This is a genomic window from Bacillus sp. LR_5 (assembly GCF_042709275.1).
In genome coordinates this window covers 19512-41454 of the sequence record NZ_JAVAXX010000001.1, presented here as the reverse complement: position 1 = coordinate 41454, position 21943 = coordinate 19512, and the positions used below count along the sequence as shown (strand labels likewise).

General features: G+C 44.9%; 21 protein-coding genes. 17 read left to right on the top strand and 4 right to left on the bottom strand.

Annotation, left to right across the window (positions count from 1 at the left end; translation table 11 throughout):
• Positions 1–25 precede the first annotated feature (25 nt).
• A complete protein-coding gene (locus RAC86_RS00205) occupies positions 26–820 on the top strand; it encodes a YfkD famly protein (protein ID WP_014113050.1) in 795 nt (264 codons plus the stop codon).
• A 37-nt stretch (positions 821–857) separates the two neighbouring features.
• Here RAC86_RS00205 and mscC read toward each other — a convergent pair whose 3' ends face one another.
• The gene (mscC, locus tag RAC86_RS00200) at positions 858–1700 is read right to left on the bottom strand and encodes a mechanosensitive ion channel protein MscC (RefSeq protein ID WP_072565944.1); all 843 of its coding nucleotides are present in this window, start codon (positions 1698–1700) and stop codon (positions 858–860) included.
• The gene (gene yfkAB / locus RAC86_RS00195; protein ID WP_014113052.1) at positions 1701–2822 is read right to left on the bottom strand and encodes a radical SAM/CxCxxxxC motif protein YfkAB; all 1122 of its coding nucleotides are present in this window, start codon (positions 2820–2822) and stop codon (positions 1701–1703) included.
• 145 nt (positions 2823–2967) lie between these two features.
• Between yfkAB and RAC86_RS00190 the strand changes: the two genes are divergently transcribed.
• Together RAC86_RS00190 and pdaA are read left to right on the top strand one after the other, a co-directional pair.
• Positions 2968–3153, top strand: coding sequence for an SE1561 family protein (locus RAC86_RS00190; protein WP_003223132.1), 186 nt, complete (start codon positions 2968–2970; stop codon positions 3151–3153).
• Positions 3154–3253: 100 nt separating this feature from the next.
• The gene (gene pdaA, locus RAC86_RS00185) at positions 3254–4045 is read left to right on the top strand and encodes a delta-lactam-biosynthetic de-N-acetylase (RefSeq protein WP_061188178.1); all 792 of its coding nucleotides are present in this window, start codon (positions 3254–3256) and stop codon (positions 4043–4045) included.
• A 36-nt stretch (positions 4046–4081) separates the two neighbouring features.
• Here pdaA and RAC86_RS00180 read toward each other — a convergent pair whose 3' ends face one another.
• Together RAC86_RS00180 and corA are read right to left on the bottom strand one after the other, a co-directional pair.
• Positions 4082–4942 carry an NAD(P)-dependent oxidoreductase gene (locus tag RAC86_RS00180; RefSeq protein WP_061188223.1) on the bottom strand — a complete coding sequence of 287 codons (861 nt, stop codon included), beginning with the start codon at positions 4940–4942 and terminating at the stop codon, positions 4082–4084.
• 100 nt (positions 4943–5042) lie between these two features.
• The gene (corA, locus tag RAC86_RS00175) at positions 5043–6002 is read right to left on the bottom strand and encodes a magnesium/cobalt transporter CorA (protein WP_014113054.1); all 960 of its coding nucleotides are present in this window, start codon (positions 6000–6002) and stop codon (positions 5043–5045) included.
• Between the two features lie 116 nt (positions 6003–6118).
• On the opposite strand from corA, the gene RAC86_RS00170 reads away from it, so the two are divergent.
• The 14 genes from RAC86_RS00170 (at position 6119) to acoR (ending at position 21902) form a co-directional block, all read left to right on the top strand.
• Positions 6119–6982, top strand: a complete 864-nt coding sequence (locus RAC86_RS00170; RefSeq protein WP_072565945.1) for a DNA-3-methyladenine glycosylase family protein — start codon at positions 6119–6121, stop codon at positions 6980–6982.
• A gap of 113 nt (positions 6983–7095) precedes the next feature.
• Positions 7096–8496, top strand: a complete 1401-nt coding sequence (gene rlmD / locus RAC86_RS00165) for a 23S rRNA (uracil(1939)-C(5))-methyltransferase RlmD (RefSeq protein ID WP_072565946.1) — start codon at positions 7096–7098, stop codon at positions 8494–8496.
• Between the two features lie 375 nt (positions 8497–8871).
• A complete protein-coding gene (locus RAC86_RS00160) occupies positions 8872–9849 on the top strand; it encodes a tRNA dihydrouridine synthase (RefSeq protein ID WP_072565947.1) in 978 nt (325 codons plus the stop codon).
• Between the two features lie 832 nt (positions 9850–10681).
• Positions 10682–12460, top strand: a complete 1779-nt coding sequence (locus tag RAC86_RS00155; protein ID WP_072565948.1) for an ABC transporter ATP-binding protein — start codon at positions 10682–10684, stop codon at positions 12458–12460.
• A gap of 207 nt (positions 12461–12667) precedes the next feature.
• Positions 12668–12922, top strand: coding sequence for a hypothetical protein (locus RAC86_RS00150; protein WP_072565949.1), 255 nt, complete (start codon positions 12668–12670; stop codon positions 12920–12922).
• Positions 12919–13080, top strand: a complete 162-nt coding sequence (locus RAC86_RS00145; protein WP_377885324.1) for a hypothetical protein — start codon at positions 12919–12921, stop codon at positions 13078–13080. Before RAC86_RS00150 ends, RAC86_RS00145 begins: the two co-directional genes overlap by 4 nt.
• A gap of 129 nt (positions 13081–13209) precedes the next feature.
• On the top strand, positions 13210–13782 hold the full coding sequence (locus tag RAC86_RS00140) for a GNAT family N-acetyltransferase (RefSeq protein WP_014113058.1): 573 nt from the start codon (positions 13210–13212) through the stop codon (positions 13780–13782).
• 146 nt (positions 13783–13928) lie between these two features.
• Positions 13929–14381, top strand: coding sequence for a DUF6884 domain-containing protein (locus RAC86_RS00135; protein WP_072565950.1), 453 nt, complete (start codon positions 13929–13931; stop codon positions 14379–14381).
• Between the two features lie 28 nt (positions 14382–14409).
• The gene (locus tag RAC86_RS00130) at positions 14410–15099 is read left to right on the top strand and encodes a YfjL-like protein (RefSeq protein WP_072565951.1); all 690 of its coding nucleotides are present in this window, start codon (positions 14410–14412) and stop codon (positions 15097–15099) included.
• 229 nt (positions 15100–15328) lie between these two features.
• The gene (gene acoA / locus RAC86_RS00125) at positions 15329–16330 is read left to right on the top strand and encodes an acetoin:2,6-dichlorophenolindophenol oxidoreductase subunit alpha (protein ID WP_072565952.1); all 1002 of its coding nucleotides are present in this window, start codon (positions 15329–15331) and stop codon (positions 16328–16330) included.
• A 1-nt stretch (position 16331) separates the two neighbouring features.
• Entirely contained in the window at positions 16332–17360 is a 1029-nt protein-coding gene (acoB, locus tag RAC86_RS00120; RefSeq protein WP_072182475.1) for an acetoin:2,6-dichlorophenolindophenol oxidoreductase subunit beta, read from the top strand.
• A gap of 13 nt (positions 17361–17373) precedes the next feature.
• The gene (acoC, locus tag RAC86_RS00115; RefSeq protein WP_072565953.1) at positions 17374–18570 is read left to right on the top strand and encodes an acetoin dehydrogenase complex dihydrolipoyllysine-residue acetyltransferase; all 1197 of its coding nucleotides are present in this window, start codon (positions 17374–17376) and stop codon (positions 18568–18570) included.
• Positions 18571–18590: 20 nt separating this feature from the next.
• On the top strand, positions 18591–19967 hold the full coding sequence (acoL, locus tag RAC86_RS00110) for an acetoin dehydrogenase complex dihydrolipoyl dehydrogenase (protein ID WP_072565954.1): 1377 nt from the start codon (positions 18591–18593) through the stop codon (positions 19965–19967).
• Positions 19968–20084: 117 nt separating this feature from the next.
• On the top strand, positions 20085–21902 hold the full coding sequence (acoR, locus tag RAC86_RS00105) for an acetoin dehydrogenase operon transcriptional activator AcoR (protein WP_072565955.1): 1818 nt from the start codon (positions 20085–20087) through the stop codon (positions 21900–21902).
• The last annotated feature ends 41 nt before the right edge of the window (positions 21903–21943 follow it).

The following is a 21943-nucleotide window of genomic DNA, read 5'->3' as shown; positions in this document are numbered from 1 at the left end:
GGGAAAATGCCATAGAAAGAGTGATATGATGAAAAAGCTATTTCATTCCACACTTATTGTGTTGTTATTCTTTAGTTTTTTCGGTGTTCAGCCCATCCACGCGAAAAAGCAGTTTAAGGTTCCTAATTCTGTCGCAAGCATTTCAAAGGAAAACACATATCCGAATGCTTCACAGGATCAGCCGATGCTTCAGCCGAGCAAGCTGGCAAAGGAATTGCTCGATCATTCTGAGGTGAAGATTGAAAACCCGCACCTTATCAAAATGCTGAATGAGTCCAACATATCCGGTACACCGCTTGCAGTCGGCTACCGGGCGACAATATTTCTCGGGAAATGGGCGCTCGGCTATGAATCAAATGAAACAGTCGCGAACTGGGAATATAAAAAAATAAACACAAACCGTGCAGATAACCGCGGCGGAAAAGAAACGGCTGAGATGCATTATGCCCAGGAACAGCAATACAAAGTGAAGGGCGGCTTGACAGCTAAGGTTCCAAATGCTGAAGATGTCAAAAGCATGATGATGCTGAAAGCGATGAAGAAAACGAACCTTCCGCTTGCATTTGATACGGTTGTCGGTGCGGGTACAAAGCGGGATCAAATTTATAAAGTCGCTCCTAAAAAACTCGGTTATCTAAATGCATATGCACCGGCTGTGAATGAAAAAGGAAAAGTGACTTACGGAGAAGTATACTTAGTGCTGAAAGGGAATAAACGAAAACTTGTCGTCAAAAATGTCACCTCACAGGGCATCGGCGCTTGGATTCCGGTTCAAGACCACCTCACGTTTAGCTTTCAGCTTTCCTCGCAGCCAAGATAAACAAAAAACTGATTCCAACTCGGAATCAGTTTTTTATTTATTGCGTTCTCTCAATTCTGACCGCTTCCTCAAGCATTTGCACATTGTTTTGGTACAGCTGGCGAACGAGAACCCGTCTTACTGCGAGGCTGGCGCTGAAATAATCATCATCTTTCACCATGCCTTTTACCGTAAATTCGACGCCGCGATTGATTTTATTCAATGCGGTGATCCCGTGGATTTGAAACGGTTCTGTTGGATTGCCGAATTCATCCCGCTTCAATGAATCCTGAAGCTCTTCATTCAGCATGTCACATGCTTCTTCCAATACGTTGTACACGCGGTCCGGATCTTCTTTAAAGCTGATGAGAAAGGATTCGGTAATCCTCATAAAATCGATATTATAGTTCTCTATCTGTCTGACCTCGCCGTTGCTGATGGTGAGCAGCTTCCCGCTCCATTCCCGGATTTGCAGCGAGCGAAGGCCGATTTCCTCCACAGTCCCGTTAAACAAATTGTTGACGGTGACATAATCGCCTTTGTGCAGCTGTCGTTCATAAATTAAGAACACACCCGCCAGCACGTCCTTGATCAGCGATTGGGCGCCAAAACCGATGACGATACCGGCTACGCCAGCCCCGGCTAATATTTTGCCGAAATCATGCACAAATAAAGAAATGACGTAAAAGATAAAACCAATCGTCGCCGTATACTGGGTGATAGAACGGACAAGGCTTTCAATCGTTTTTTCTTTTCTTTCTTCAATAAAGTCCGTCCGTTTAAAGAATAGCTGTACCAGCCGGTTGATGATAAAGACGCCGATCCAAAGGATAACAGCAACGAGGAGAATATCGACGATTTTATTCTGAAAAATTTCCGTGAGTGTTTCTTCCATCCACATCTAACTCCTGGCTTGACGTTTTGAGAAATCTGTATCTTGATAATAACTGTTTTTGACGAGAACATTCGGCCCGAGGCATCGGACATTCGGACAGTGGCAATTCAGCTCTTTCGCAAGCTTGGTCTCTCTCCATTTTTCATAGGCGGAAGGGAGGCTGTCCGTCTGAATATTGCCAAGCGGCGGTGTATCGCCGAAATCGGTCACGATAATGTTTCCGTCGAAAATGTTCACATTCAGGCGGGAACGGCCGTCAGGGTCATTTCTCACCGTGACGTTTTTCGCCGCGCGAAGCCGGCGAAGCAGCTTTTGATCATCTTCGTTCTGACTGCAGGCATAAAACGGCAGTGTCCCGAACAGCATCCACGTATTTTCATCACGGATATCCAGCAAGCGGTGAATGGCCTGTCTCATCTCTTTCAGACTCAGAGATTCAAGAGCGCTTGCGAAATCGCTTGGATACATCGGATGGACTTCGTGACGCTGACATTTCATATCTTCTGTGATTTGGCGGTGAATATGCTCGATATGAGGAAGTGTGCGTTTATTAAGCATTGTTTCCGCAGATACCATCACCCCGGCATCGACTAACGTGCGGCTGTTTTCGATCATTTTTTCAAAATAGCGCGCGCGCTGTTCGAAGGTCGGTTTTCTGTCCATCATGGCAAAACCGATCTCAGCAAAATCCTCAACTGTACCCCAGTTATGAGAAATATGCAGCACATCAAGATACGGAATAATCCATTCGTATCGATCAATATCAAGGGTCAGGTTGGAATTGATCTGCGTCCGCACGCCCCGTTCGTGGGCGTATTTCAATAACGGAACGACATATTCTTTTACTGATTTTAACGAAAGCATCGGCTCTCCGCCTGTAATACTGATGGATCTCAGACGCGGGATTTCCTCCAGTCGTTTTAACAGAAGATCTATTGGCAGAGCATTGGGGTCTTTAGGCTGCAATGTATAGCCTACAGCACAATGCTCGCATCTCATATTGCACAGTGTCGTCGTTGTGAATTCAACGTTTGTCAGCTGCATGTCTCCGTATTGGTCAACATCCATATAGGCTTCCCAAGGGTCAAACTCAGGTGTGATCGGACGCAGCTTCGTGTTTTGTGTCATGACTATCTAACTCCTTTATAAATGGGGCATACTAACGCTGCCAACAGTTAATTTTAGACCTGATTTGTCAAGATCGCAAGTAGCGCAGCGATTGAAAAACGGCAAAAAATGAGCTACCATAATAAAAAATGAATGGAGGAACAGAATGGGGAACGCCGTAAACAATAAGGATCAGCAGATTGATTATTTAAAGAACAGACTTGACATGTTTATGAACGTCATCGATTCATTAGACCCTGAAGCAACCGACGTTGAAGATATAGACAGGCTCATTAGCATGCTTGATGATCTGGAAGCCAAATACGAACGCTTTAAAAAAGACTGGGAATAAAACCGCGCGCACGCCGCGGTTTTTTGTTTGGCATAAAGCGTCAGTATAAAACGAAGCGCCTTTCTGTAAAATAAGAAAAAATGCAGAAGGAGCGCTGGCCATGAAATGGATGTGTTCAATATGCTGTGCCGCCGTCTTGCTTGCTGGGGGCGCAGCACAGGCGGAAGCGGTGCCGAATGAGCCGATCAATTGGGGCTTTAAACGTAGTGTCAACCATCAGCCGCCTGATGCCGGGAAGCAGCTGAACAGTTTAATTGAAAAATATGACGCGTTTTATTTAGGCAATACAAAGGAAAAAACGATTTACTTGACGTTTGATAATGGCTATGAAAATGGCTATACGCCAAAAGTGCTTGATGTCTTAAAAAAACATCGCGTAACAGGCACATTTTTTGTCACAGGGCATTTCGTAAAGGATCAGCCTGAGCTGGTTAAGCGAATGTCAGATGAAGGCCATATTATCGGCAACCATTCCTTTCACCATCCGGATTTAACCACAAAAACGGCTGATCAAATTCAGGACGAACTTGATTCAGTCAACGAAGAGGTCTATAAAATTACGGGAAAGCAGGACAACCTGTATCTGCGCCCGCCCCGCGGCGTGTTCAGTGAATACGTGCTGAAAGAAACGAAACGCTTAGGCTATCAAACCGTTTTCTGGTCGGTCGCTTTTGTTGATTGGAAAATCAATAACCAAAAGGGGAAGAAATATGCCTATGATCATATGATCAAACAGGCGCATCCAGGAGCCATTTACCTGCTTCACACCGTATCAAGGGACAATGCCGAAGCACTGGATGATGCAATCACAGATCTGAAAAAACAAGGCTACACATTTAAAAGCCTTGATGATTTAATGTTTGAGAAAGAAATGAAGCTGCCGTCTTTGTAACGAGAAGAGCCTCTCCTTTAAGGAGAGGCTCTCTTATTATTTTATACATTTGATAAGTGCGGCCCAATCCAAGTCTCCGAAGCCTTTTTCAATTCCGCTTTCAAAATGGCTCTTGGCCAGCTCGGCAAGAGGGAGGTTTGCAGAGACCTGTTCTGCGGCGGCGAGTGCCAGATTGGTATCCTTCAGCCCTAAAGACATTTTGAAACCGGCCGGCTCAAATTTCTGCTCGGCCATGATGGTTCCGTAATTTTGATAGACAGGAGAGCCAAAGAGCGCGCTGGCGATTTCTAAAAATTGTTTTTGTTCTAAGCCGTATTTTTCCATCATTAAGAATGATTCAGATAATGCCTCCAGCATGGACACGAGCAAGAAATTGATGCTGATTTTGGCCGCGTTTGCTGTCTTGCTTTCTTCGCCGACGTCAAATACCTGCTGGCTCAGGCTGTCAAGCAGTGGCTTGGCGGTTTGCTTCGCTTCCGCCGGTCCGGCTGTTATGATGCGGAGCGCGGCTTTGGCGGCGGCATCCGGTCTTCCGAGCACAGGAGCTGCGAGGAAGGATTGTTCTTTCTCCGCATGAGCCGCTGCGAGCTTTTCTGAGAACTCAACACTGATGGTGCTCATCGAGATGTGAATGCCGTTCTTGGCTAATCCTTCAATCAGCCCGTCTTCTCCGAATGTCACAGCGCGGACAGAATCGTCATCTGAAAGCATCGTTATGACAATATCAGCGGACTCTGCCGCCTGTCGCGGCGTATCAGCTGCTTGTGCGCCTTCTGTTATAAATTCTTCCGTCTTTTGTTTTGTTCGATTATAAACAGTCAATTCATAGCCTGCCTGAAGCACGTTTCGGGCAATGGGCTGTCCCATATTGCCGAGTCCGATCACAGCAATTTTCAATCTGATCACTCCCAGAACATTTTTTCCATTATAAACAAAATGAACATCATATGCATGGAAATCTGCTTGCCAACATAAAAAGAACAGCTTCACGCTGTCCTCATTTAAAAATTTTGAACCATCCTTTATGTAAAAACCATATCAACATCCCGATCACAAGCGCGGCCATCAGGCCAAGTACAGCAAAATATCCGTATTTCCAATGCAGCTCCGGCATGTTGTCAAAGTTCATGCCGTATACGCCGGCAATAAAGGTGAGCGGGATAAAAATGGTCGATACGATCGTCAGTGTCATCATAATCGCGTTCATCCGGTTTGAATTCAATGTCACGTAGCTGTCGCGCAAGTCGGACGTCATGTCACGATTGGATTCGACAATCTCAGACAATTTTAACAAATGATCGTATATGTCGCTGAAGTAGGCTTTCGTTTCCCGCTGCTCTTTCACATGGTCAAGGCTTAAAATCCGATAGAGCAAATCACGCATCGGAATAATGGTCCGTCTTAGATGCAAAAGGTCTGTCCTGAGATCAAACACCTCGTTCATCAGTGTTCCGTACGTTTTGTGGGGCCGGCTCTCTTCAATTTCGTTCAGCCGGTCTTCAATTTTGTACACGAGAGGAAAATATTCATCAACAAGCTGATCCATAATCATGTAAGAGATATGCCCAGGCCCTTTTTTCAATATGTCCGGTGAAGCATACAAACGCTCCCGGACTTTGGCGATTCCGGGTGTTTCGTGTAAATGAAAGGTGACGACAAATCGTTCGCCTTGAAAAATATCAACTTCCTCCGTCTCAAGCGTTTCCTTATTCAGCGCATGAATCACGTAAAAGCGATAACCGTCATAATGGTCAAGCTTCGGCCGCTGCATATGCTGGAAGCAATCCTCAATGGCAAGCGGATGAAAATGAAAAAAATCTCTCAATAATGCCGTTTCCGTATCCTCCGGGCCATATAAATCAACCCAGTACCACGCAATATCAGGCTGTTCCACTCGTTCGATCGGTATATTTTTCAGCAGCTGATGCTCTGTTGTAATTGCCGTAATGTTGATCATAAACAACCCTCCACCTGCCATTATATCATGCGGCCTTTAGGAGAAAAGTATACGGTGTTCTGCCTATTTCCAGCGGCGTGTTATACTGGACAAAAAACGGAAAAAGGGTGGATTGCATGTGGAAGGAAAAAGTATCTGTCACGCCTCCGTACCATTTTGACCGCGTGTTGGACAGACTGTCTTTAGACCCTCTCAATGCGGCAGATAAAGAAACGCGGGAAATATGCGTGCCGATCAGAAACCAAGCGGGAGACGTGTGCATTGTGAAGGTACAGGCGTTAGGCCATGCGGATGAGCCTGAGTTTCTCGTCAGCGGAGAAACGGATCAGGATGAGATGATGAAGGAAATCAAGCGGATTTTTCAATGGGAAAATGATCTGCAGCACGTTCTCGATCATTTTTCGAAAACGAGTCTGTCCGCCATCTTTGAAGCACATGCAGGCACGCCACTTGTACTGGACTACAGCGTGTACAATTGCATCATGAAATGCATCATCCACCAGCAGCTCAATCTTTCCTTCGCTTACACGCTAACAGAACGGTTTGTCCATGCGTTTGGCGAACAGAAGGACGGCGTGTGGTGCTATCCAAAGCCGGAAACGATTGCGGAACTCGATTATCAGGATCTGCGCGATCTGCAATTCAGCATGAGAAAAGCGGAATACACCATTGATACGTCAAGGATGATCGCAGAAGGCACACTCGACTTGTCAGAGCTTCCGAATATGACGGATGAGGACATTATGAAGAAACTAATCAAAATCAGAGGCATCGGCCCGTGGACCGTACAAAACGTCCTCATGTTCGGCCTTGGACGCCCTAATTTATTTCCGCTTGCCGATATCGGACTCCAGAATGCGATCAAACGCCATTTTCAGCTGGACGATAAGCCGGCAAAGGATGTCATGCTTGCGATGAGCAAAGAGTGGGAGCCTTATTTAAGCTATGCGTCTTTGTATTTGTGGAGGAGTATAGAATAATTCGTCTGACAATGAAGGAAATCCTGCAAACGTGTTATACTAGTTAGATGTGAAAAAAACATTTCACTTTCTGCTATCTGCAGAAAGCTTCATATAGAAACGGAGAGAACAACGTGAACCAACAAAAAAAACAGGCGCCCGTCGAACTGAAAGTCGGACAAACCTTTCCCCTGACGATTAAGCGTCTCGGCATTAACGGAGAAGGTGTCGGCTATTTTAAGAAAAAAGTCGTCTTTGTGCCCGGCGCGCTTCCTGGCGAAGAGGTTGTCGTGCAGGCGACAAAGGTTCAGCCGAAGTTTTCGGAGGGCCGCATTAAGAAGATCCGCAAGCCGTCAGAGCACCGCGTGACACCGCCTTGTCCTGTATACGAACAGTGCGGCGGCTGTCAGCTTCAGCACCTTGCATACAGCCAGCAGCTTCGGGAAAAACGCGACATCGTCATTCAGTCGCTTGAACGCCATACGAAGTTTAAAATAGAAAACATGGAAATCAAAGAAACGATCGGCATGGACAACCCGTGGAATTACCGCAACAAAAGCCAATTCCAGATCGGGCGCTCGCAAAGCGGCAGCATCATCGCCGGCTTATACGGCCTTGATTCTCATGACATTGTGCCGATTAAAGACTGTGTCGTTCAGCATCCGGCAACCAACAAAACAACAGGCATCGTCCGCCGCATTTTAGAGGACTTCAATGTGTCTGTTTATAATGAACGGAAACGAAAAGGCGACGTTCGCACCATTGTGACAAGAGTCGGATTTGAAACAGGTGAAGTGCAGATCGTGCTTGTAACAGCAAAAGAAACGCTTCCGCACAAGGAAGAAATCGTCAAAGCGATCCAAAAGCGCCTGCCAGAGGTCAAATCCATTATCCAGAATGTAAACGGAGCGAAAACCTCAGTGATTTTCGGTGAGAAAACAAAACCGCTCGCCGGAAAAACAGTGATTCAAGAAGTGCTTGGCGACGTTTCATTTGAACTGAGCGCCCGCGCCTTCTTCCAGCTCAACCCGGAACAAACCGTCAAGCTGTATGATGAAGTAAAAAAAGCGGCGCAGCTGACCGGAAAAGAAAAAGTCGTTGACGCGTATTGCGGCGTCGGCACCATCGGCATGTGGGTGGCGGACGGAGCGAAGGAAGTCCGCGGCATGGACGTCATCAAGGAATCAATTGATGATGCCAAGAAAAACGCCAAAAAACACGGCATGACAAATGCCACATACGTAACAGGAACAGCCGAGCACTGGCTCCCGAAATGGACGAAAGAAGGCTTCCGCCCGGACGTCGTCATCGTAGACCCGCCAAGAACCGGCTGTGACAGCACGTTTCTGGATACGATCAAAAAAGTCAAACCGAAACGCTTTGTCTACGTTTCCTGCAATCCATCCACGCTTGCGAAGGATTTGCAGGCGCTGTCGAAGGACTATCGCGTGGACTATATTCAGCCTGTCGATATGTTTCCGCAGACGGCGCATGTTGAAGCAGTGGCGAAGCTTGTATTGAAATCGTCTAACTAAAATAAACAATTCGTAATCAGACCTGGATTTCGGTAAAATAAACAATTCCGATTTCTGGGTCTTTTCACGCGCAGCCTATTTATTTAGGTAGGGACGAACTAAGTATGTGATGAGCTTCCTAGCTATTGTAAGAAGTTTTCAAGAACATACAGTAGAATACTGGATAATGAACCTAACCCTATGGCTCAAACTGCCTTTTCTTAGTCAGTTTACTTTGTCGCTTTTTATGTAGTAAAGGGTTTAAATGTTCAAAATTTACTATAGTTTGATAAGAAGTGCTTAAGCATGCTATAAGTGTAAAAGAAGCATGATCAGCTTTTTAATTTTGGGATAAAAGTTTGGCCGTATCCCATTATGAAAGGATTTGAATTTGTTATGATAGATAATTTCTGGCGTGATTTACCACGACCATTTTTTGTACTGGCACCAATGGAAGATGTGACAGATGTAGTTTTCCGGCATGTAGTAAGTGAAGCAGGCAGACCGGATGTGTTTTTTACAGAGTTCACAAACTCAGAGAGCTATTGCCACCCGGATGGGAAGGATAGCGTGCGCGGCCGTTTGACTTTTACAGAGGATGAACAGCCAATTGTGGCCCATATATGGGGAGATAAGCCTGAAAACTTCCGCCAAATGAGTATTGGTATGGCGGAATTAGGATTTAAGGGTCTAGATATCAATATGGGCTGTCCTGTGCCTAATGTAGCGGGCAATGGGAAGGGAAGCGGCCTTATTTGTCGTCCTGAAGTTGCGGCAGAATTAATACAAGCTGCAAAAGCAGGGGGATTGCCTGTAAGTGTGAAGACAAGGCTTGGTTACACAGATGTAGACGAATGGCGCGACTGGCTGACACACGTATTGAAACAAGACATTGCGAATCTTTCCATTCATCTGCGTACAAGAGCGGAAATGAGTAAAGTGGATGCGCATTGGGAACTCATCCCGGAGATTAAGAAACTTCGTGACGAGGTGGCACCAGATACCCTTTTGACAATCAACGGGGATATCCCTGACCGTCAAACTGGCTTGAAACTTGCTGAACAATACGGTGTTGATGGGATTATGATTGGGCGTGGTATTTTTACAAATCCATTTGCCTTTGAAAAGGAGCCGAAAGAGCATAGCAGCAAGGAATTGCTTGATCTCTTAAGGCTGCATCTGGATCTCCATGATAAATATTCAGCATTAGAAGCCCGCCCGTACAAGCCTCTTCCTCGCTTTTTCAAGATTTACCTCCGCGGATTCCGAGGGGCAAGTGAATTAAGAAATCAATGCATGAACACAAAGTCAACACATGAAGTGCGTGCATTGCTCGATGACTTTGAGAGAAAGTATCTTGAGGGGATAGAGTAACAGCAGTGCTTGATTCAAAAAAGGCTAATAAAATAAAGGGGTTTGAACCCAGTTCTTGACTAAAATAAATACACTCCAGTAAAAATAGACCTGGATTTCGGTAAAATAAACAATTCCGATTTCCGGGTTTTTTTCGTGCGCAGTCCTTGCTCTGTCTGGTTTTTTGGTATTCTATTTCTTATTTTCGAGATCTATATTTTAAATCGAGGGAAAGGTGGAATAAATTAAGCCGATGACGGTCAATTTGAACTATAATAGTGTAAAAATGAAGATATAGAAAAATACTATTCTAACGTGTAAGTGAGTTGGAATAGTGAGCATTTAGTTGTGGAACTTTTTTATATAAAAGACTTCTTTATTACTGGTCTTTAGATCTGTAAGTGTGAATTACACCATTTTTTCACTTATTGACAAAATGTTTGAGTTCCATAAAAGAAACATCAAAGACATATATATTTAGTTACTTTGATTTAAAGTAAAATAATCTCTTAATAAGGAATATAATCTTTTTTAGAGAGAAAGTATCAGAAAAGGGAATGATATTTACATTTTTAATATATTATGCTAACATTTACTAGGTGTTGGTCATAGATTATAGTGTAGAAGTATAAAAGGGGAAGGATAGTTTTATGGCAAAGGTAGTAGAAACGGTTATTAAAGTTAGTTTAGGTTTCCTTAAGGTTGAGAGAAAAGTAACAAAAAAAGTTCCTGACAAGAAGAAAAAGAAAAAGAAGAAAAAGTAATTACATAAAATATTATTTCTGTATTTGATATAATTAAATAAAAAATCTATACTATATCTATGACTAACCTGCATGGGGGAATACATCATATGTCTAAAAAAACAATAGTAGAAGTTATAAAATATACTTTACCAGTGAAAAGCAGAATCGCTTTGGTGATAGCGTTCATTTTATCGTTGCTAAGTGCTGCTATTGGTTTGGTTTCTCCGATGATTGTAAAGGAGTTTGTTGATCAATTTTCAAACCAAGTTATAGATTGGACGTTAGTTGCCCTTGTTGTAGGATTGTTAATAGCAGATAGTGTATCTTCTACAGTTGCTTCCTCTATAATAAAGTTTACAGAAGAAAAAGTAGTATATTTATTAAGGGAAATTTTATGGAGCAAAATATTAAAACTACCTGTTTCATATTTCCAAAAAAATAAGTCGGAGTCTTTAGTTAGTCGTCTAACTGAAGATGCCACATTAATTTCATCTATCTTAACAAAAGATCTAATAGATTTTGTGATGGCTATTATCTCTGTGATTGGGGCCATTATAGTTTTAATGTTAACTGATTTTTGGTTAACTATATTAGTCATCGTGCTTGTTCCGCTTACTTTTGTTCTAGTTTTACCGCTTTTTAAAAGAATAGAGCATATTAATTATAGTCGACAAGAAAAATTATCAGAAGTTACCGTCTTTTCTTCACAAATACTTAGGAATTTCAAAATTGTGAAAGCTTATGGTAGGGAAGCAGATGAACAAGCTAAAGGAAAGAACTTTTTTTCTAATATGTATCAATTGAGTATTAGAGAAGCGATTATAGATTCCGTAATCTATCCTTTATTGAGTGTGATTGGTTTTGTGATTGTCGTTATAGTTGTTGGATTTGGTTTCTGGCGTTTAGGTTCTGGAGACCTTACAATGGGTACGTTGGTTGCTTTTGTATTATACTTATTCCAGGTTATTGTTCATGTGGCGGGGATTGGAATGAACATTGGCTCCTATCATGAAGCGAAAGGTTCCTTAAAACAAGTGTTTGGAATATTGATGGAAAAAGAAGAAGAGAGCAAAATAGAGAATGGCAGCAAAATGAGATTTCCTTTTAATGAAATTAGACTTGAAAATGTTGATTTTTCTTACAATAAGAAGGAGAATGTTGTCTCTAATCTATCTTTAAATGTTTGTCGTGGGGAAGTACTGGCGTTGATTGGCGAGAGTGGCGCGGGAAAATCAACGATTATCAATTTGCTTGAAAGATTCTACGAACCGGATTCAGGCAACATGCTAATTGATAACGTTTCTTATAAAAATATTCCTCCCCAAATTTGGCGAAAAGGGTTTAGCCTTGTTTCGCAAGATACATCGTTGTTTGACGGAACAATAAAGGATAATATCAAATATGCAAATCCAAATGCAACAGACGAAGAAGTCATATTTGCAGCAAAACAAGCGAGTGCTCACGAATTTATAATGAAATTAGACGATGGATATGATTCGGATATTGGTGACTATGGTAGTTATCTATCTGGAGGGCAAAAACAAAGAATAGCAATTGCTAGAGCTTTTTTAAGAAAAAGTTCATTCGTCTTGTTAGATGAGTATACTTCTAATGTTGACAGTGATACTGAACAGGAATTAATTAAGGCAGTTTCTCAGATGAGAGGGGATATGGGGTTTATTATCATAGCTCATAGACTTTCCACTGTAAAAGGTGCCGATAAAATTGCTGTGATTAAAGATGGGCAGTTAGAGGATATTGGAACACACGAAGAATTAATCAAGAGAAATGATTATTATGTAAGAGTAATTAGAGAACAAATGGATCGTGGCAATGATGTACTATGTAAGTTAGACGAACAAACTAATAATATAGGGTCAAGTTGATATACTCAATTAGGCTGCTCTGCTACCAAATTCTATTGGTGTATGTTTGCCTGATTTTTTTATACATTCTTTCTTTTCCCTCAATTAATATTGGATGAATATTATTTTACATACAAGCAAATAATTGAATGGTGTGAGGTGTAGATATCTTTTTCAATACCCAGAGCTGCCTTTTCAAAAAGAAGAAAACTGCTTGAAGGCGGAACGGTGACAAATATTATTCCTCAGCAAGCCAAAATGATTATTGAAACACGCCTTGATTCAGAAGAGGTCAATCGTGATCTTGAGGAACGAGTGCGAAGGATTATTGCCCACAGTGCAGCCATGCATGAACTCGAATATAACATTGAAATCATGGCAAGCTATATCCGATTAAATGTGATGAGGAAGTGGTCAAAACTGTACTTGAAGCGGCTACAGAGGTTGACACGGGGAAGGGAAGACGCAAGCCAAGCTACATGATCGAAAGTGTAAACGAGCAGGGAGGAAAAGGAACGTATATGATTATCGGCACCGACAACGCCGCCCCGCATCATTATGAAAAATTCGAGATCCAGGAAGACATTCAGCCACGAGGTGTCCAGCTGCTGGAGCGGGCGGCAATGAAGCTGTTGAAATAGAGGGATTATAAATGTAAGAGTCAAGATAGCAGGGACAATTTTCCTTGCTATCTTTTTTTATCTAAAAGGATAAGATAAAATACATGGTAATAATAGGAGATGGTGCGGATACAATGAAGGGGGAATTTGATGAAAGAATTTCCTATAATTGAAACAAAAAGATTATGTTTAAGAGAAGTAGACTTTGAAGATGCCAAAGATATGCTAACATATCTTTCAGATCAAGATGTTGTTAAGCCAATGGGGTTAGAACCCTTTGAAACAACTAGTGATGTTTGTAAAGAGATTAGGTGGTATAAATCCATATATGAAAAAGGTACAGGAATCAGATGGGGAATTACACTTAAAGATTCTGGCATAGTAATAGGAAGTTGTGGATTTCTTAATAGACTTGCAAAACATTATCGAGCTGAAGTTGGGTATGAATTAAGCAAAGATCACTGGAGAAAAGGAATAGTCAGTGAAGCATTAGAGGCTGTCGTCAAATATGGATATAACCACTTGCAGCTGGAAAGAATTGAAGCTCTTATTGAACCTTCTAATATCCCATCGATAAAACTAGTAGAAAAACAAGGTTTTAGCAGAGAGGGCTTGCTGAGACATTATGAATTTACTTGTGGTAAATTTGAAGATTTATATATGTATTCAATGATCAAAGAAGATTTAAAAACTGGTTTGGGAAAAGATAAATATGAACTTTAACTAATTTCTCTATTGTGAGAAACTAACCGCGATCTGGAAAACAGATTCCATTCTTGGTGGTTTTTGACCTGCGAAATGCCAAGGAGAAATTAAACAGGGCACTTGTTATTTTGGCTATTATATGAAACAGAAATAGGTGGAGAAAAATGAAACGACTATGCATCATCCCCTGCGGAAAGAAAAAAATATGGGACATCCATCCAGATACAGGGCCGGTAAGGGCGGAGGACGCCTATCTCAGCCCGTTTCATCAGGCGTGCGAGCGGTATGCGAAAACATTTTTCGATGAGTGGGTGATTTTGTCGGCGAAGCACGGCTTTCTTCGCCCTGATGATATCGTATCGGGAAATTACGATGTGACTTTTGGCACCGCTCATCCGGAGATTATGACAACAGAGGAGCTGCGCCGCCAATTTTGCGAAAAAGGCTTTTCCAACATCGAAGAGCTTGTCATGCTTGGCGGAAAAAAATATCGAAGAGTCCTAAACGCCGTCATCGGCGAGCATCAGCATATCAACTGGCCGCTGTCACCGTACAAAGGCATTGGCTACATGCTTCAAGCACTGAACCGGGCTGTTGAAGAAAAACAAGAATTGTAGCACAACATATCAAGGAAAGAGTGTGAACATGAAAAAACTTGTGGGTGGCTTGATTGCCATTGCGGTATTCGGATGTGGACTATATATCTATCATGTATGGTTCGGTGATCCATTTGCGAAAAATGCTGCAGAGCAGAAGCTTGTCTCTTATGTGAAACAAACCTATCCTAAAAAAGAAATTAAGATCACGAATGGGGTATATAACGCTAAAACCTCTGAATATGTATTCCAAGCAAACACCCAAACTCATCGCTCCCCAATGTGTACGAAGGGATTTCTCCATCCTAAAGTAACGTGCGATGGAATTGAAGAAGCGTATACTGAATCAGTAGCAAAAGATGTAAGTGAAGAAGCATCGAAGGCAATCGAAGCAGACCTGAAAAAAGCGGTTCCGCAAGTCATAAAAGCTGATGCTGCTTTGAGTATCGAAAACGGCCAGTTCACGTTAGATACAAAATGGAACAAACAGCTCGCTGAACAAGCACCTATGAGCATGACGATTCAGTTAGACGCCAGCGGGTTATCAAAAACAGATGCCGCAAAGATGGCGGAAACAGTCAGAAAAACGCTTAATGAAAAGGGATATACATACTCAAACGGCATCATAGACTGTATGCAGAAGGACGGGGACGGCGGTATCGGATATGTCAAATATTCAATTGATTTTCTTTCAAAAGCAGCTATTCAATCAAACGATGCAGAGGAACTAGGAAGTTAAAATCATTTCCAAGGAAATAAATACGTCGATCATTGTCAAAGGCCGGGTGATGCCCGGTCTTTTTTGCATGTCATAAAACGAGACAAATGGATCAGATTGAGACAAAATGAGACACCTGTCTCTAACTGTCTCCAGTGTAAAAATGAAACGACTGATTTTACGGGCTCCAAAGACTGGCACGCTTCTTGCATTTATAAACGTGAACCCTAATTAGAAGGAGGCGCACAAAATGGAATTGTTAAAACGAGAAGGCTTGTCATTAACTGAGGAGAAAGCGCTGTGGATGTACCAAAAGATGCTGGAGATCAGGGGCTTTGAAGACAAAGTGCATGAGCTGTTCGCACAAGGAGTGCTTCCCGGATTTGTCCATTTATATGCCGGTGAGGAAGCGGTGGCTGTAGGGGTGTGCGCTCATTTACATGATGGCGATAGCATTACAAGTACGCACAGGGGGCATGGCCATTGTATCGCCAAAGGCTGTGATCTGGACGGCATGATGGCGGAAATTTTCGGGAAAGCGACCGGATTGTGTAAAGGCAAGGGCGGATCTATGCACATTGCCGATCTCGATAAAGGCATGTTAGGGGCTAATGGAATTGTGGGGGGTGGATTTACGCTTGCATGCGGATCAGCGCTCACCGCTAAATATAAACAGACTAAAAATGTAAGCGTTTGCTTTTTTGGGGATGGAGCAAATAACCAAGGCACCTTCCATGAAGGGCTGAACTTAGCGGCAGTATGGAACCTTCCTGTCGTATTTGTTGCTGAAAACAACGGCTACGGCGAAGCAACCCCATTTGAGTACGCGTCGGCCTGTGATTCAATCGCCGATCGGGCGGCTGCCTATAACATGCCGGGAGTGACGGTGGACGGAAAAGATATTTTAGCAGTTTACCAAGCAGCGGAGGAAGCGATTGAAAGAGCAAGAAACGGCGGAGGACCGTCTTTGATCGAATGTATGACCTACAGAAATTATGGCCATTTCGAAGGGGATGCCCAAACGTATAAAACGAAGGATGAAAGAGTTGAGCACCTTGAAGAAAAGGATGCCATTCAAGGCTTTAAAAACTATCTTTTAAAAGAAATAGATGTTAATAAACTGTCAGACATTGAACAGCGTGTTAGCAAATCGATTGAAAAAGCCGTCTCGTTCAGTGAAGACAGCCCATATCCGAAAGAGTCAGAGTTGCTGACTGACGTCTACGTGTCATATGAAAAAGGGGGAATGTGAGATGGCGAGAGTCATAAGCATGTCAGACGCAATCAATGAAGCGATGAAGCTTGCGATGAGAAAAGACGAAAATGTGCTTTTGATCGGTGAGGATGTCGCCGGGGGAGCGGCAATCGATCATTTGCAGGATGATGAAGCATGGGGCGGCGTGTTAGGAGTCACAAAGGGGCTTGTACAGGAATTCGGGCGCAGCCGAGTGCTGGACACACCGATTTCTGAGGCGGGCTATATGGGTGCGGCTATGGCTGCGGCATCAACCGGGCTGAGACCGATTGCCGAGCTGATGTTTAACGATTTTATCGGCACGTGCTTTGACCAGGTGATTAATCAAGGGGCGAAATTCCGCTATATGTTCGGAGGAAAAGCGCAAGTGCCGATTACCGTCCGCACCACATACGGAGCGGGGTTCCGGGCAGCTGCCCAGCATTCACAGGCGCTGTATGGCCTTTTCACCAGCATCCCGGGGCTAAAGACGGTTGTTCCTTCTAATCCGTATGATGCCAAAGGCCTGCTGCTTGCAGCAATCGAAGACAATGATCCGGTGTTCTTCTTTGAAGACAAAACGTCCTATAACATGAAGGGCGAGGTGCCGGAAGATTATTATACAATTCCGCTTGGAAAGGCGGACATCAAACGCGAAGGCGGCGATGTCACGCTATTTGCAGTCGGCAAGCAGGTCAATACCGCGCTTGAAGCGGCGGCGAAGCTTTCAGAGAAAGGCATCGAAGCCGAGGTGCTGGATCCCCGCAGTCTGTCTCCTCTGGATGAGGAAGCGATTTTCACATCTTTAGAAAAAACAAACAGGCTGATCATCATTGATGAAGCCAATCCGCGATGCAGCATTGCCACGGATATTGCTGCGATTGTCGCCGACAAGGGCTTTGATTTGCTTGATGCGCCGATTAAACGGATTACAGCGCCGCATACACCAGTGCCGTTTTCACCAGTGCTTGAAGATCAATATTTGCCAACACCAGATCAAATTGTCAGCGTCACGCTTGAATTGCTTGGCGAGCCGGCAATGAATTAAAGGGGGGACACAAATGGCGGTAAAAGTAGTGATGCCAAAATTGGGAATGGCCATGAAACAAGGGGAAGTATCGATATGGAATAAAAAAGTAGGCGACCCGGTTGAAAAGGGAGAAAGCATTGCCAGCATTCAATCGGAGAAAATTGAAATGGACATCGAGGCGCCTGAAAAAGGAACGCTGATCGATATCAAAGTAAAAGAGGGGGAGGAGGTCCCGCCCGGCACAGCGATCTGCTACATCGGGGACGCCAATGAATCGGTGCAGGAAGAGGCGAGCGCGCCTGCTGCTGAAGACAGTGTGCCGCAAGCCGTCCAGCCCGTCAAACAAGAAAGCAAACCCGCAGCCTCCAAAAAAGAACGAATCAAAATATCTCCAGTTGCCAGGAAAATAGCAGAAAAGGCAGGATTAGACCTGAAACAGCTGAAAGGTACTGGACCAGGCGGACGAATCGTAAAGGACGACGTGACAAAAGCGCTTGCTGAACAGAAAAATGATCGGACAGAGCCGGTTTCTGAGCAGAAGGCGCAAGAAACGCCGGTGACAGGCATGAGAAAAGTTATCGCGGCCAGAATGCAGGAAAGCCTGGCAAACAGCGCGCAGCTGACGATTACGATGAAGGCTGATATCACCAAGCTGGCAGCCCTTCAAAAACAGCTTTCTCCAACAGCCGAAGAGCGGTACGGCACAAAGCTGACGATCACTCATTTGGTCTCAAGAGCCGCCGTTCTCGCTCTGCAAGCTCATCCTGCGCTGAACAGTTTTTATCAAAATGAGCGCATCATCACACATCCTCATGTGCACCTCGGAATGGCTGTGGCCTTGGAAAATGGATTAGTTGTGCCTGTGATCCGCAACGCTGATAAGAAATCGCTGATTGATCTGGCTCAATCCATCTCCGAAAATGCAAAAAAAGCACGCGAGGGGCGGGCGGGAAGCGAAGAACTGCAAGGCTCAACCTTCTCCATTACAAACCTTGGCGCTTTTGGAGTGGAGCATTTTACGCCGATATTAAATCCGCCGGAAACAGGCATTCTCGGCATCGGAGCAAGCTATGACACGCCGGTGTATCAAGGGGAGGAGATTGTCAGAAGCACGATTCTTCCGCTCAGCCTGACATTTGACCACAGAGCGTGTGACGGCGCCCCTGCCGCTGCATTCCTGAAGGCGATTAAAACATATTTGGAAGAACCCGCAGCATTAATTTTATAGGAAAAGCAGGTGAAGACGACATGACACTAGCCATTATCGGCGGCGGACCTGCAGGCTATGCGGCTGCGGTCTCTGCGGCACAGCAGGGCAGAAACGTGCTGCTCATTGACAAAGGCCAGCTTGGGGGAACCTGCCTGAATGAAGGCTGCATCCCGACGAAGTCTTTGTTAGAAAGCGCAAACGTTCTTGACAAAATCAAGCATGCCGACCACTTTGGAGTTGAACTTCCAGCAGGTGAGATATCGGTTGATTGGAGCAAAATGCAGAACCGAAAACAACAGGTTGTTAGACAGCTTGTCCAAGGTGTTCAATACTTAATGAAGAAAAATCAAATACAGGTTGTGAAGGGGAAGGCCTCCTTTCTTTCAGACAGAAAGCTCTTGATCGAAGGAGTGAACGGAAAAGAAATCAGAGAGGCGGACCAAGTATTGATTGCATCCGGATCAGAACCGATCGAGCTGCCATTCGCGCCGTATGACGGCGAATGGATCATCGACAGCAAGGACGCGCTTTCTCTTTCTGAGATTCCGTCTTCACTTGTCATTGTCGGCGGCGGTGTTATCGGCTGTGAGTATGCCGGGCTGTTTGCCAGACTGGGATCGAAGGTGACCATCATTGAAACAGCCGGCCAGCTGATCCCGGCTGAAGATGAAGATATTGCCCGTCTGTTTCAGGAGAAACTTGAGGAAGACGGTGTTGAAGTGCATACCTCATCCCGATTAGAGCGGGTGGATCAAACGGCCAAAACAGCAATATGGAAAAGCGGGCAGCGGGAGTTTAAAACGAAGGCTGATTATGTACTCGTGGCGATCGGCAGAAAACCTCGTCTTGACGGATTACAGCTGGAGCAGGCTGGAGTTGATTTTTCTCCAAAAGGTATTCAGGTAAACGGTCACATGCAGACGAACGTGCCTCATATTTATGCGTGCGGAGACGCAATCGGAGGCATTCAGCTGGCCCATGCGGCTTTCCATGAGGGCATTATCGCTGCTTCTCATGCTTCCGGAAGGGATGTCAAAATCAATGAGAAACATGTGCCCCGTTGCATCTATACATCACCGGAAATCGCGTGCATCGGATTGACAGAACAACAAGCAAGAGGCATATACGGGGATGTGAAGATTGGCGAATTTCCTTTTTCCGCAAACGGCAAGGCGCTCATTAAACAGCAAGCGGAAGGAAAGGTCAAAATCGTGGCAGAACCGGAATTCGGCGAAATCGTCGGTGTCTCAATGATTGGTCCTGATGTGACCGAGCTCATCGGTCAAGCGGCTGCGATCATGAATGGTGAGATGACCGCTGATATGGCGGAGCATTTTATCGCCGCCCATCCGACACTGTCAGAAACATTGCACGAGGCGCTGTTAAGCACGATCGGGCTTGCAGTACATGCGTAACAATAAAAAAAGCAGGCGCAGGGAGTACAAGGCGCCTGCTTTTTTTATTGTTGAAAGCGCTTTATTTTTCCCCTACAATAGATGAAAACGGCGTGTAAGGGAGGAGCGATCAAGGAAATGAATTCGGTCCCAAACGATTTGCAAACCTGGAAACGTTTTGTGAAAGACGGTGTGCTTGACGAAGCCCGATTAAGAAAGCGGATCGCCGAGTCATGGCATCGCTGCAAAAAAGCTGAGGTCAATCCTTATTTAGAAAAAGGCCCGAAGGTTTTACAGCAAACGGAGCTGGATCAGCAGTCAAAAAAACATTCATTCTTCCTGACGACCGCACAGCTTTACCTCGAAAAGCTGCTGCCTGCCATAAAAGAAATGGAAATGATGGCACTGTTAATTGATTCTGACGGTGTTGTTCTCGCATTGGACGGCCATCCCCGTGCGCTCTATGAAGCCAAACGCATCAACTTTGTCGAAGGCGCGTGCTGGACGGAAACGGCTGTCGGAACAAATGCGATTGGCACGGCGCTCCACATCAGTGAGCCGGTTGCAATACAAGGATCAGAACATTACTCCATCGCTTCCCATCACTGGAACTGTTCAGCCGCTCCGATTCACCATGAGGATGGCAGTCTTGCAGGTGTGATTGACATATCGTGTCCGGCGGCAGGGGCGCATCCTCATATGCTCGGTATTGCCACGGCGATCGCCTATGCCGCGGAACGGGAACTGGCAGCTAAAAGCCGTGAGAAAGAGCTAGAGCTGATCAGCTGTTTTGGCGATAGGGCTGCATCCCGTGTGCCGATGGTGCTCTGCAATACCAAACAGCATATCATCAGCGCGAGCATACCGATTCGAACCTCAATGCCGGATTGGCAGGGCCGGCACCTGTATGAGGTGAAGGAACGGGGCTTCTCAATCGAAAAAGCCGTCACCATAGGGGATGGCGGCACTTGTTTTTATCTGTCGGAACAAAAGAAAAAGAAGGCGTTTCGATTCAATGGAGTCATCGGGCAAAGCGGCCGATCGCAAACAATGCTGAAGAACCTTGAACGAGCGGCTGCGGCGGATGCAACGGTCTGTCTGTCGGGGGAAACTGGCACGGGGAAGGAAGTCGCAGCCCGCGCGCTTCATGAAAACAGCGAGAGGCGGCACGGCCCGTTTGTTGCTGTCAATTGCGGAGCGATCCCGTCTGATTTGATTGAAAGCGAGCTGTTCGGCTATGCGGAGGGCGCTTTTACGGGAGCGAAACGAAACGGCTACAAAGGCGCCTTTCAAAAAGCGAATCAAGGCACCTTATTTTTAGATGAGATCGGAGAAATCTCCCACTCGATGCAGGTTGCGCTTTTACGGGTGCTTCAGGAACGCAAGATTACACCGGTTGGCGGGACGAAAGAAATTCCGGTTGATATCAGAGTCATTGCCGCCACACATTGTGATTTACGAGAGCTTGCCGAAAGCGGGAAAATCAGAGAGGACTTGTTTTACCGCCTTCATGTCTATCCGATCGAGCTTCCTCCTTTACGCGACCGCCCCGAGGATATTCCAGACCTCTTTCAGTACTACAAACAGAAGAATCATTGGCCTGGCGAACTTCCCCCTGCTTTTTTGGATGTGCTGAAGCAATGGAGGTGGCCGGGGAATATTCGCGAGCTGTTCAATGTGTTTGAACGTCTTTCCATCAGGTTTCCGGACGGCCGGCTGAGGGATGAGCCGCTTACGGCTTTACTGGAAGCCGCAGGACTGCTGATCAGCCCGGCAGAAAAAAAGCCGGCTGCTGCCGGCGCGCTGACCCTTCGTGAGCAAATCCAAAAAGACATCATCATCAAAGCGCTTGAATCCGCACAAGGAAACGTCTCTCAAGCTGCCAAAATCAGCGGGATACCCCGGAGCACTTTCTACAAACGTCTGAAAAAATTCAATTTATTCGCTAAATCATAAAGCATACTTCTTTCAAGAAATGGAAACGTTATGTATGAAGG

Excerpts from the sequence above, each read along its gene's own strand:
- acoR (WP_072565955.1), top strand. The coding sequence starts at position 20,085 with ATGAATTCGGTCCCAAACGATTTGCAAACCTGGAAACGTTTTGTGAAA.
- RAC86_RS00205 (WP_014113050.1), top strand. The coding sequence starts at position 26 with ATGATGAAAAAGCTATTTCATTCCACACTTATTGTGTTGTTATTCTTT.
- corA (WP_014113054.1), bottom strand. The coding sequence starts at position 6,002 with ATGATCAACATTACGGCAATTACAACAGAGCATCAGCTGCTGAAAAAT.
- yfkAB (WP_014113052.1), bottom strand. The coding sequence starts at position 2,822 with ATGACACAAAACACGAAGCTGCGTCCGATCACACCTGAGTTTGACCCT.
- RAC86_RS00190 (WP_003223132.1), top strand. The coding sequence starts at position 2,968 with ATGGGGAACGCCGTAAACAATAAGGATCAGCAGATTGATTATTTAAAG.
- RAC86_RS00135 (WP_072565950.1), top strand. The coding sequence starts at position 13,929 with ATGAAACGACTATGCATCATCCCCTGCGGAAAGAAAAAAATATGGGAC.
- RAC86_RS00170 (WP_072565945.1), top strand. The coding sequence starts at position 6,119 with ATGTGGAAGGAAAAAGTATCTGTCACGCCTCCGTACCATTTTGACCGC.
- acoC (WP_072565953.1), top strand. The coding sequence starts at position 17,374 with ATGGCGGTAAAAGTAGTGATGCCAAAATTGGGAATGGCCATGAAACAA.
- RAC86_RS00160 (WP_072565947.1), top strand. The coding sequence starts at position 8,872 with ATGATAGATAATTTCTGGCGTGATTTACCACGACCATTTTTTGTACTG.
- RAC86_RS00145 (WP_377885324.1), top strand. The coding sequence starts at position 12,919 with ATGATCGAAAGTGTAAACGAGCAGGGAGGAAAAGGAACGTATATGATT.
- RAC86_RS00130 (WP_072565951.1), top strand. The coding sequence starts at position 14,410 with ATGAAAAAACTTGTGGGTGGCTTGATTGCCATTGCGGTATTCGGATGT.
- acoA (WP_072565952.1), top strand. The coding sequence starts at position 15,329 with ATGGAATTGTTAAAACGAGAAGGCTTGTCATTAACTGAGGAGAAAGCG.
- acoB (WP_072182475.1), top strand. The coding sequence starts at position 16,332 with ATGGCGAGAGTCATAAGCATGTCAGACGCAATCAATGAAGCGATGAAG.
- RAC86_RS00155 (WP_072565948.1), top strand. The coding sequence starts at position 10,682 with ATGTCTAAAAAAACAATAGTAGAAGTTATAAAATATACTTTACCAGTG.
- RAC86_RS00140 (WP_014113058.1), top strand. The coding sequence starts at position 13,210 with ATGAAAGAATTTCCTATAATTGAAACAAAAAGATTATGTTTAAGAGAA.
- mscC (WP_072565944.1), bottom strand. The coding sequence starts at position 1,700 with ATGTGGATGGAAGAAACACTCACGGAAATTTTTCAGAATAAAATCGTC.
- pdaA (WP_061188178.1), top strand. The coding sequence starts at position 3,254 with ATGAAATGGATGTGTTCAATATGCTGTGCCGCCGTCTTGCTTGCTGGG.
- acoL (WP_072565954.1), top strand. The coding sequence starts at position 18,591 with ATGACACTAGCCATTATCGGCGGCGGACCTGCAGGCTATGCGGCTGCG.